This window comes from Hydrogenophilus islandicus, assembly GCF_054657095.1.
The window spans coordinates 54,549-65,997 of record NZ_BAAHXE010000001.1; the positions used below are offsets into that span (position 1 = coordinate 54,549).

General features: G+C 61.6%; 11 protein-coding genes. All 11 read right to left on the minus strand.

Features of this window, described 5'->3' with window-relative positions:
- Positions 1–3 precede the first annotated feature (3 nt).
- Entirely contained in the window at positions 4–507 is a 504-nt protein-coding gene (locus ACYQ6T_RS00280; protein ID WP_459826299.1) for an OmpH/Skp family outer membrane protein, read from the minus strand.
- 28 nt (positions 508–535) lie between these two features.
- Positions 536–2,875: an outer membrane protein assembly factor BamA gene (gene bamA / locus ACYQ6T_RS00285; RefSeq protein ID WP_459826301.1), complete on the minus strand. Its 2,340-nt coding sequence runs from the start codon at positions 2,873–2,875 to the stop codon at positions 536–538.
- 3 nt (positions 2,876–2,878) lie between these two features.
- Positions 2,879–4,219, minus strand: a complete 1,341-nt coding sequence (gene rseP / locus ACYQ6T_RS00290; protein WP_459826303.1) for an RIP metalloprotease RseP — start codon at positions 4,217–4,219, stop codon at positions 2,879–2,881.
- On the minus strand, positions 4,219–5,430 hold the full coding sequence (locus ACYQ6T_RS00295) for a 1-deoxy-D-xylulose-5-phosphate reductoisomerase (RefSeq protein ID WP_459826305.1): 1,212 nt from the start codon (positions 5,428–5,430) through the stop codon (positions 4,219–4,221). The genes rseP and ACYQ6T_RS00295 overlap by 1 nt, the downstream gene beginning before the upstream one ends.
- Positions 5,431–5,476: 46 nt before the next feature.
- Positions 5,477–6,289, minus strand: a complete 813-nt coding sequence (locus tag ACYQ6T_RS00300; RefSeq protein ID WP_459826307.1) for a phosphatidate cytidylyltransferase — start codon at positions 6,287–6,289, stop codon at positions 5,477–5,479.
- A complete protein-coding gene (gene uppS / locus ACYQ6T_RS00305; protein WP_459826530.1) occupies positions 6,286–7,050 on the minus strand; it encodes a polyprenyl diphosphate synthase in 765 nt (254 codons plus the stop codon). Before uppS ends, ACYQ6T_RS00300 begins: the two co-directional genes overlap by 4 nt.
- Positions 7,051–7,055: 5 nt before the next feature.
- Positions 7,056–7,616 carry a ribosome recycling factor gene (gene frr, locus ACYQ6T_RS00310; RefSeq protein WP_459826309.1) on the minus strand — a complete coding sequence of 187 codons (561 nt, stop codon included), beginning with the start codon at positions 7,614–7,616 and terminating at the stop codon, positions 7,056–7,058.
- A gap of 15 nt (positions 7,617–7,631) precedes the next feature.
- Entirely contained in the window at positions 7,632–8,351 is a 720-nt protein-coding gene (pyrH, locus tag ACYQ6T_RS00315; protein ID WP_459826311.1) for a UMP kinase, read from the minus strand.
- 18 nt (positions 8,352–8,369) lie between these two features.
- Entirely contained in the window at positions 8,370–9,257 is an 888-nt protein-coding gene (gene tsf, locus ACYQ6T_RS00320) for a translation elongation factor Ts (protein WP_459826313.1), read from the minus strand.
- 44 nt (positions 9,258–9,301) lie between these two features.
- On the minus strand, positions 9,302–10,084 hold the full coding sequence (gene rpsB / locus ACYQ6T_RS00325) for a 30S ribosomal protein S2 (RefSeq protein ID WP_459826315.1): 783 nt from the start codon (positions 10,082–10,084) through the stop codon (positions 9,302–9,304).
- Positions 10,085–10,219: 135 nt separating this feature from the next.
- The gene (locus tag ACYQ6T_RS00330; RefSeq protein WP_459826317.1) at positions 10,220–11,449 is read right to left on the minus strand and encodes an aspartate kinase; all 1,230 of its coding nucleotides are present in this window, start codon (positions 11,447–11,449) and stop codon (positions 10,220–10,222) included.

Below are 11,449 nucleotides of genomic sequence, written 5' to 3' on the forward strand. Positions count from 1 at the left end.
GGGTTAGCGGACGTTTTCCAACGCCTTGATCACCTCTTCGGTGATATCGATCCGCGGACTCGCGTAGACCGCTTCCTGGAAGACGATATCGAGATCCTTTTTCTCCGCGACTCGTTTGATCGCCTGGTTCGCCAGATCGAGCACCTGGACGAGCTCCTCGTTGCGGCGCTGGTTGAGATCTTCGCGAAACTCCCGCTGCTTGCGCTGGAATTCGCGGCTCAAATCGGCAAATGCCCGCTCTTTCCGCTGGCGTTCGTTCTCACTCATCGACGCGCCGCGGGTGTCAAGCTCCTGCTGCAATTTCTGCAGCTCATCAGCCATCCGTTTGAGCTCGCGATCGCGCGGTTCAAACTCCTTTTCGAGCCGTTTCTGCGCCGCAACTGCTGGCGCGGCCTCTTTGATGAGCCGTTCGGAATTGACAAAGCCGATTTTTGCTTGCGCGTATGCGGCGAAACTCGCAAGCGAAAAGGCTACGACAACCAAAGCGTGATGCCAACGACGTTTCATGATGCTCCTTCGTGGTGGAATAAAGAGGTTAGAAAACCGCACCGAGCTGGAATTGGAACTTCTCGGTTTTATCCTTGACCCCATTCAAGTCTTTCCGCACCGGGACGCCGACGGCAAAACGCAACGGCCCGATTGGCGAGACCCAGGTGAGGCCGACACCGGTGCTGACCCGCAGATCCTGTAACCGCATCTTCTCCTCCTCGCCCCAGACATAACCCGAGTCGACGAAGACCGACCAGCGGAACGACGGATCTTTGCCACTTCCCGGCATCGGGAAGAAATATTCGGCGTTCAGCAGCAACCGCCGCGTCCCGCCGTAAGCGTCGCCATTTTCATCCTTCTTCCCGATCGACGACGAGCCAAACCCCCGCACCGTGGTGATCCCCCCGGCGTAGAAGTTGCGGTAAAAGGGCACCGCCTTTCCGCCATACCCCTTTTCATAGCCAAATTCGGCGTTGAGCATCAGCGATGTGTTGCGCGTGAAAGGAATCCATTGCTGATGCTGTGCGATCATCCGCCACAGTTTTACATCCCCCGGCGGAAGGTCGACCTCGCCCACCAAGCGCTGGTAGATCCCTTTGTGCGGCATCAAGCGCGAGTCCCGGGTATCGCGTGCCCAACCCGCCGACGCCGCCAAAGTCAGCAGGCCGCTACAGTCGTAGGCGCTCCCTGGAGCACAGAAGTCCCTGTACCGCTTGGGACTATCCGGGTAGGTAATGATCTCGGTTCGATCGACCGAAAGACCGAAGTTGATCCGATCCTCTTCAGCGATGGGCCAACCGACGCGAATGCCAGCCCCGAGCGACTTGGTCTTGTAGTTTGAAATGTAGAGCGAGCGGGAATTTGCCGGATCGTAGGTCCGGTGGTAGAGGTCGTAGCCTACTGAGACGCCATCGACGGTGTAGTAGGGATCGGTAAACGAGAGCGAAAAGAGGCGACTCGATTTGCTGGTGTCGACCCCAAAAGAGAGTGCCTTGCCAGTCCCGAGGAAGTTCTCTTGCGAGATCGAACCCGAGAGCACCAACTTTTCCGCGCTCGAAAAACCGGCACCGAGCATGAGGTTACCCGTCGGGCGCTCTTTCACCTGCACCTTGACGTCGAGCTGGTCGCTCACCTCTGGGACGGGGTCGGTGTCGACCTGAACCTGGTCGAAAAAGCCGAGCCGCTCCACCCGCTCTTTCGACTTCTTGAGTTTGGCGACGTTGTACCACTCCCCTTCGAGCTGGCGCAACTCCCGGCGGATCACTTCGTCACGGGTTTTGCTGTTGCCGGCGATATCGATCCGACGGACATACATCCGCCGACCGGGGTCGACCGCGAGCGTGAAGGCAACCTGCTGCTTTTCGTGATCGATCTGCGGAATCGGCGCGACGTTGGCAAAGGCGTAACCCTCCTCGCCGATGCGATCGGTGATCGCTTGAATCGACTTCTCCAGTTTCTCCCGCGAATAGAGTTCCCCGGGTTTGAGTTCGACGCGCTTCGCGAGCTCGTCAGCGGGGACCGGAAAATCGCCGGTGAGCTTCACTTCGCTCACCCGGTAGGGTTTCCCTTCGTGGATCGCCACCGTGATGAAGATATCGCGTTTGTCCGGGGAGATCGCGACGTTCGCCGAATCGATGCGAAAATCGAGGTAGCCCTGGTTCATGTAGAAGGCTCGCAGGTTTTCGAGATCCTGCGAAAGCTTTTCCCGCGAGTACTGATCGGCCTTGGTGTACCAGGTGAACCACCCCGGGGTCGTCAGCTGAAACTGCTCAAGCAGATCTTTCTCTTTGAACGCCTGGGCGCCGACGATCTTGATCTCCCGGATCTTCGCGACATCCCCTTCGACGACGTCAAAGCGCAGCGCCACGCGGTTACGGGGCAACGGCACGACCTCCGCCCGAACCTGCGCCGCGTATTTCCCTTTCGCCAAGTACTGCCGCTTGAGCTCCTGCTCTGCCTGACGCACCAGCGCCGGGTCAAAGATCCGCGCCTCCGCAATCCCAAGATCGCGCAACGCCTTCTTGATCTGCTCGGGTTCAAACTCCTTCATGCCGTTGAAGGTGATCTCACCGATCGCCGGCCGCTCATCGACGACGACAACGAGCACATCGCCGTCGCGCTGCACCGAGACGTTGCGGAAAAAGCCGGTTTCAAAGAGACGGCGCACCGCCTCGTCGGCAAGCTCCGGGGTGATTCGCTCGCCCACCCGCACGGGAAGGTAACTGAAGACCGTTCCCGGCTCAACGCGCTGAATCCCTTCGACGCGGATGTCGCGCACCACGAAGGGCTCAAGAGCCCATGAGGAGAGCGAGGAGAGGAGCGCCGCCGCGACAACCGACTGACGTGTCCAGCGGGAAAAGCGGCGCGGTAAAAACGGTTTTTTCATCGATCAACCCAACCAGCGGAGAAAGTCATTCACGAGCGCAATACCCATCAAAAGCGCCAAGAGCGCCATTCCGATTCGCTGCCCCAAGAGCTGGAGACGCTCGGAAAGCGGCCGCCCCTGCGCCCATTCGAGCGAATAATACAGCAAATGGCCGCCGTCGAGAATCGGGATCGGCAAGAGGTTGAGCACCGCAAGGCTCACGCTCACCAACGCTAAAAACGCCAGATAGTGCGCCACCCCTAACTGCGCGCTCTGCCCAGCAGCCGCCGCGATCGTGATCGGCCCGGAGAGATTCTTCACCGACGCTTCGCCGACGACTATTTTGGCCAGAATCTTCAAGGTGAGGAGCGTCGCTTCAGCTGTTTTACGCCAGCCATAGACGATCGCCTCAGGGATCGAATAGACGACGCGCCGCGTGGTGAGCATCGAGGGGGCTTGCACCCCTAGCCGACCGACCTGATCGTTCCCCTCACCCACCGCTTCGAGCGCCACCGTCGCCTGCAGGTGGTTATCCCCCCGCAACCACTCCAGCGTCACGACTTTCCCAGGTAACGCGCGCACCTTCGCCACCAATTCGTGCCACTCGTCGACCGGGTGACCGTCGAGCGCGACGATCCGATCCCCCGGCTGGAGCCCCGCCCGAGCCGCTGGGCTCTCGGGGGCCACCGCGCCGACCACCGGCGGCAGGCGGGTAGCGGCAGAGACCAACCCCAGTTGGCGCAACGGATCCCCAGCGTCGGGGTCAAGCGTGAGCGCAGAAAGCGGCAGCGTCACGCGCCGCTCCCCGTCGCTGCCTGCGACGGTCACCTCGAGCGCATCGCGACCATCGGCAAGCGCTTCGACAACGGCCCAGCGCACCTGTGGCCACGTCTCGGCAGGACGGCCGTCGACGGCAACGATCTGATCGCCCACAGCAATCCCCACCCGTGCTGCCGGTGAGTCGGGAGGCGGCGCGACCGTGGCGAGCGGCTCATCGACACCGATCGCCGCGGTTGCCGCGTAGAAGAGGATAGCAAGCAAAAAGTTGGCGAGCGGCCCCGCCGCGACGATCGCGATCCGCACGGGAGGTGGCTTCTGATCGAACGCGAAGGGGCGATCCTCGTCGCGAACCACCTTTTCCCGGGTGTCGAGCATCTTGACGTAGCCGCCAAGCGGAATCCCGGCGACGACCCACTCCGTTCCACGACGATCCTGCCACGAGAGGAGTGGCCGACCAAAGCCGATCGAGAAGCGCTCCACCCGCACGCCAAAGGCGCGCGCGACCCCGTAGTGGCCCAGTTCATGAAAAAGGATCAACACACCGAGCGCCACCACGAAAGCCACCAGCGTGTGCAGGAGCCCCATCACCGACTCCACTGCTGGACATATTGCCGCGCTTTGATTCGCGCCGCACGGTCGATCTCCAGCGCCGACTCGACGGAAGCGATCGGCGTTGCGGGTAACGCCGCAAGCGTTTCGGCAACCACCGCGGGAATGCGGTCAAAAGTCAAGGTGCGCGCGAGAAAAGCGGCCACCGCCTCTTCATTCGCCGCGTTCAACACCGTCGGGGCCGAGCCGCCGGTGCGCGCCGCGTCAAACGCGAGTTGCAGGCAGGGGAAACGGCGAAAATCGGGCGCTTCGAAGGTGAGCGTCCCCCGTTCCGCAAGCGACAACCAACTTGCGCCCGACGCGATCCGCTCGGGCCAGGCGAGCGCATGGGCGATCGGGACCCGCATATCGGGTTCTGAGAGTTGCGCGAGCACCGTCCCGTCGCGATACTCCACAAGGGCATGAACGACGCTCTGCGGGTGAAGCAGAACCTCGATGCGCTCCAGCGGCAGACCAAAGAGCCAAAAGGCCTCGATCACCTCGAGCCCCTTGTTCATCATCGTCGCCGAGTCGACCGAAATTTTGCGCCCCATCGACCAGGTGGGGTGGGCACACGCCTCTTCCGGGGTAACCGTGGCGAAGGTTTCAGGGTCCCGTGTTCGGAAAGGCCCGCCCGAAGCGGTGAGGATCAGCCGCCGCACCGCTTGCTCCGCTGCTTCCAGCCGCCAGCGGCCGTCGGGCGTGCGCACCACGAGCGACGCGAGACACTGAAAGAGGGCGTTGTGCTCAGAGTCGATCGGTAACAAAACCGCCCCCGTGCGCTCGGCCGTTTCGGTGAGGAGCGCACCGGTCATCACCAGCGCCTCTTTGTTCGCCAGGAGCACCCGTTTGCCGTGGGCGACCGCGGCGTAGGTGCTGGGGAGCCCCGCGCCGCCGACGACCCCTGCAACCACCGTATCGACCTCGGGCGATGCGGCGATTGCGACGAGCGCCTCTTCGCCCGCGAGCACTTCGACGGGAAGCGCTCGCGCCCTCAGCGCCGCCTCAAGCGCCCTTGCCCCTTCGGGATCGACCACCGCAGCCCAGCGGGGGCGGAAGGTTTCACAGAGCGGCAGCAGCGCCTCCCATTGGCGGTGCGCGGTGAGCGCCACCACGGCAAAGCGCTCGGGGTGGCGATGGATCACCGCAAGGGTACTTGCGCCAATAGAACCGGTTGCGCCAAAAATGGCGACCCGCTGCTCAACCACGCGCGTCACCTTTTTTGCTGACGACGAGAGAAAAACGACCCCGGGATCACCAGTGGAGCCACCAGAGGGCCGCAATCGGCAAAACGGGGAGGAGCGCGTCGATCCGATCAAGAATACCGCCGTGCCCCGGGAGAAGCGAACCGGAATCTTTGACGCCGGCAAGGCGCTTCAGCCACGATTCGAAAAGATCGCCCACCACCGCAAGAAGTGCGACCCCGACCATCGCGACGACCCAGCCGACGAAACCCTGCCCGGGGCCGATCAGGGGATAGAGGATCGCGCCATAAGCCGCCACCGCCCCCAATGCGCCCCAAAAGCCAGCCCACGTCTTTCCGGGACTCACCGCTTCGAGGAGCTTCTTCGCCCCATACCGTCGGCCGGCAAAGAAGGCAGCAGTATCGGCCACCCATACAAGCGTCACCGCCGCAAGGAGGAGCCCGACCGACGCCTCCCGCAACCCAAGCGCCGCAATCCCGGCCGCGAGGAGCGTCACCCACCCCAGGAGCAACCCCAAGAGTTTCGACCCCCAGCGCATCTGAAAGAGGACGATCACCGGAGCAATCGCCACCCAGAAAAAGAGCGCGGGAATCACCGTCGCGGCGGCAACGGGCGGAACCACGGAGCCGGTCGCAATCCCGCTGGTGCGCCACAGCACGGCAAGGAGCACCACGGTGACTCCCGCGTAGCCCACTGCTTCAATCGCCGAGAGCTTGACCAACCGCCCCCACTCCCAGCTGGCCCAGCCAATCACGCCGGAGATAAAGAGCGCCCAGAGCCACGACGGCGCAAAGAAGGCGAGCAACAGAAAAAGGACCAAAGCCACAAGAGCGGTGGCTGTGCGGACCATCAGTTCGTTCATTTCCCTCTCTCCAGTTTCTCCACAAGTTGTTCGCTGGTGCGGCCAAAGCGGCGCTCCCGCTCCCGGTACCATTGGAGCGCCACATCGAGCGCCGCTTCGTCGAAATCGGGCCAGTAGGTCGGGGTGAAGTAGAGCTCGGTGTACGCAAGCTGCCAGAGGAGAAAGTTGCTGATCCGCTGCTCGCCACCCGTACGGATGAAGAGGTCGGGTTCCGGCGCATCACCGAGCGCCAGATAGGGCCAGAGGTCACTCTCGGTCACCCGACCCGCGAGCTCGGGATGATCGAGCAAAAGCCGATTGAACGCTTGGAGCAGATCCCACCGCCCACCATAATTGACGGCAACGTTGAGCGTGAGCCGCGTGTGATGGGCGGTTTTCGCTTCGGCCGCTTCAATCAACCGGCGCAGCTCTGCGCCCAACGGTTCGCGATTACCGATAATCCGCAGCCGAATGGCGTTACGATCAAGCCGCGCCACCTCCCGCTTCAGCATCAGCCGGAAGAGCCCCATCAGGAACTGGACCTCATCTGGGGGTCGGCGCCAATTCTCGGAACTGAAGGCGAAGAGGGTGAGCTGCTCGACCCCCAATTCGGCGCAGCGGCGAACCACCGTCCGGACCGCCTCCACCCCGCGACGATGACCTTCGATGCGCGGCAACCCTCGTTCAGTAGCCCACCGGCCGTTACCATCCATGATGATGGCAATATGGCGGGGAACTTCGCCGACTTCAGGGATGGTGAGGGTGGTCGAGGCGCGCACAATCGTCACTAAATCTGCATCAGTTCGGCTTCTTTCTTCTCAATCGCCTCGTCAATCGCCTTGATATAACGATCGGTGAGTTTCTGAATCTCCTCTTCGGCGCGCCGCAACTCATCTTCGGTGAGCGTCTTCTTCTTCTGCAACTCTTTGAGCGCCTGGATCACGTCACGCCGGACATTGCGCACCGCGACCCGCGCCTGCTCCCCTTCGTGGCGGACTACTTTGGTCAATTCCCGACGCCGTTCTTCGGTGAGCGGCGGCATCGGCACGCGAATCAGTTCACCCATGTTCGCCGGATTGAGCCCCAGGTCGCTTTCGCGAATCGCCTTTTCGACCTTGCTCATCATGCTCTTTTCCCACGGCTGGACCCCGAGCGTGCGGGCATCCAACAGGGTGACGTTCGCAACCTGGGGAATCGGCACCATCGAACCGTAGTACTCAACCATCACATGGTCGAGAATCCCCGTGTGGGCGCGTCCAGTACGGATTTTGGTCAATTCCTCTTTCAACGCCTCGACCGCCCGTTTCATGCGGTGTTCGGCGTCTTTTTTCAACTCTGCCACGCTCATCGCTTGAACCCCTCTTCAGGAATGAACGAGCGTCCCTTCATCTTCGCCGCAAACGATGCGCAGGAGCGCCCCTGGTTTGAAAATCGAAAAGACATTGATCGGCAACGAAATATCGCGACAGAGGGCAAAAGCGGTCGCATCCATCACCTCGAGATTGCGCAGGATCGCCTCATCGAACGAGATGCGGGCAAAGCGCTCGGCATGGGGATCCTTTTTTGGGTCGCTGGAGTAGATCCCGTCCACTTTGGTCGCTTTGAGAACGATCTCGGCACCGATCTCGGCACCCCGCAGCGCGGCCGCCGTATCGGTCGTGAAAAAGGGGTTGCCCGTACCGGCGGCAAAGATCACGATCCGCCCCTCTTCGAGGTGACGGATCGCGCGCGCTCGGATGTAGGGTTCCACGACCTGGTCGATCCGGAGCGCCGACTGAACCCGCGCCACGACGCCGGCACGGGTGAAGGCGTCGGCAAGCGCCATCGCGTTCATCACGGTGGCGAGCATCCCCATGTAGTCGGCGGTCGCACGGTCCATACCGCCTGCCGCCCCCTGCATCCCGCGAAAGATATTGCCGCCACCGATCACGACGCCGACCTGGACACCGAGCGCCGCAACCTCGCTGATTTCGCGAACGATGCGACCGACGACAGCCTCGTCGATCCCGTAGGATCGTTCGCCCATCAGCGCCTCGCCCGAGAGCTTCAAGAGGATTCGGCGGTAGGCCGGTTGCGGCGTCATCAACTGCCCCCTACTCGGTTACCCTTTTGCCGCAGCTGCTTGCGCAGCCACTTCGGCGGCAAAATCGGTGGTCCGTTTTTCGATCCCTTCGCCGACGATGTAGAGCGCGAAGGTCGCCACCCGGGCACCGCGGCTCTTCAGGAGCTGCTCGACGGTCGTCTTGTCGTCTTTGACAAAGCCTTGCCCGAGGAGCGTCACCTCTTTGAGGAACTTCTGAACCGCCCCTTCGACCATCTTCTCGATGATGTTGGCGGGTTTCCCCGACTGCTGCGCCTTTTCCGTGGCGACGCGCCGCTCCGACTCGATCAGTTCAGCAGGAACGCCCGCCGCATCGAGCGCCTTGGGTTTGAACGCAGCAACGTGCATCGCGAGGTCTTTACCCAACTCCTCATCCCCGCCGACGAGATCGAGGAGGACACCGATCTTGCTCCCGCCATGGATGTAGGGGAAGACCTTCCCTTCGGCCTCGATGCGGACAAAGCGGCGGATCGTGATGTTTTCCCCGATCTTGCCGATCAGCTCACGGCGGACCTCGTCGACACTCTTGCCGTCGAGCGGCAGCTGGGCCAACGCGTCGAGATCGGCCGGGTTGCGGGTTGCGACCAACTCGGCAACCTTTTTGGCAAAGGCCTGAAACTCTTCGTTTTTCGCCACAAAGTCGGTCTCGCAGTTGAGCTCGACCATCGCAGCAAGCTTGCCGTCGCCAGAGAGGTAGGTCGCCACGACCCCCTCGGCGGTGACGCGGGTCGATGCTTTTGCCGCTTTGTTTCCCAAACGAACGCGCAGAATCTCTTCGGCTTTGGCGAGGTCGCCATTCGCTTCGGTAAGCGCCTTCTTGCACTCCATCATCGGTGCGTCGGTGCGCTCACGCAGCTCTTTGACCATTTGCGCGGTAATCGCTGTCATCACAACTCCTTGATCGTGCCACTGTTCAATTTCTTCCGGGGAGGTCAAACCTCTTCCGCATCCCCATTGTCGTCGGCAACCGCCTCAACCGCTTCCCCTTCGACTTCGACAAAATCGTCGGAGATCGCAGTGACGACCTCTTCAAGGGCCATCGCCCGCCCCTCCAGCACCGCGTCGGCAATGGCGCGCGCATAGAGGCGAACGGCACGTGCCGAGTCGTCGTTACCCGGAATCACATAGTCGATTCCGTCGGGCGAGTGGTTGGTGTCGACGACACCGATCACCGGAATGCTCAGTTTGTTCGCTTCTGCAACAGCAATCTTGTGGTGGCCCACGTCGATCACGAAGACGGCATCAGGCAGGTGCTCCATTTCGCGAATCCCGCCGAGGCTTTTCTCGAGCTTCGCGATCTCCCGCTCAAGACCCAACTGCTCACGCTTCGAGAGGTGCGCGACGGTGCCATCTTCGAACATCTGCTCAAGTTCGTTGAGGCGCTTGATCGATTGCCGGACGGTTTGGAAGTTGGTGAGCATGCCACCGAGCCACCGCTCATTGACGTAGGGCATCGAGCACCGTTCGGCCTCCTCGGCGATGATCTCTTTGGCTTGGCGTTTGGTGGCGACGAAGAGAATCGTACCGCGGTTCTGCGCAAGCCGCCGGACGAAGTCGGTAGCGCGGCGCAGCCGCTCGACGGTATGCTCGAGGTTGATAATGTGGATTTTGTTGCGCTCACCGAAAATGAACGGTGCCATTTTCGGGTTCCAGAAACGGGTTTGGTGACCAAAATGGACACCCGCCTCCAACAGCTGACGCATCGAAACGTTCATCGAATCAACTCCATGACAAGGGTTAGACCTCCGCCCGCCAAAGCTCCCCGGTCACCCGAGACCCTTGCTTGACGCGGGCGTGTGGATTTGCCCCTTTGTAAAAAGGGGCACGTGATTATACCACAGCCGAAACGATCACTCTTGCGGCTGGTCGAGATCGAACGCCTTATGGAGCGCCCGCACGGCCAGTTCCAGATACTTCTCGGCGATCACCACCGAGATCTTGATCTCCGACGTCGAGATCATCTGCAGGTTGATCCCCTCGTCGGCAAGAGTTTTGAACATCTTCGCCGCGACCCCTGGATGCGACCGCATCCCGACCCCCACCAGCGACACTTTGCAGACGCTGCGATCACCCTCGACAGCGCGCGCGCCGAGCTCCTCTTTCACCGTTTCGAGAATTGCGAGCGCTTTTTTGAGGTCATTCTTCGAAACCGTAAAGCTGAAATCGGTGGTGCCATCGTGCCCGACGTTCTGGACGATCATGTCGACGTCGATGTTGCCCTCGGCGATCGGGCCGAGAATCTTGTACGCCACACCGGGTTTATCGGGCACGCCCAGCAAAGTCACTTTCGCTTCGTCGCGGTTGAACGCGATTCCAGAGATGATCGGCTGTTCCATGGATTGCTCTTCCTCAACGGTAATCAATGTCCCTTCGCCCGACTCTTCGAAACTCGAGAGGACGCGCAGTTTCACCTTGTATTTCCCGGCAAATTCGACGGAACGGATCTGCAGCACCTTCGACCCCATGCTCGCCATCTCGAGCATCTCTTCGAAGGTGATGCGGTCGAGTTTGCGTGCTTCCGGGACAACGCGGGGGTCGGTGGTATAGACGCCGTCGACGTCGGTGTAGATTTGACACTCGTCTGCGGCAAGCGCTGCGGCTACCGCGACCGCAGTGGTATCGGACCCGCCACGCCCCAACGTCGTCACGTCACCCTCGTCGTCGATCCCTTGGAAACCGGCTACGATGACCACTTTGCCTGCGTCGAGCTCGCGCTCGATCGCGTCGCGCTCGATCGACAGGATCCGCGCTTTGGTGTGCGCACTGTCGGTGCGGATCGGCACCTGCCAGCCGGTGAAACTTTTCGCCGGCACCCCGATCGCCTGCAATGCAATAGCTAAAAGCCCGATCGTCACCTGCTCGCCAGTCGAGATCACCTGGTCGACCTCGCGCGGATCGGGTTGCTCGGAAAGCTCCTGGGTGAGTGCCACCAACCGGTTGGTCTCCCCGCTCATCGCGGAGACAACGACGACGACGCGGTGGCCGTCACGGTGGTAGCGCGCTACCCGGCGGGCGACGTTCTGGATCCGTTCGGTAGACCCGACCGACGTCCCACCATACTTCTGGACGATCAACGCCAT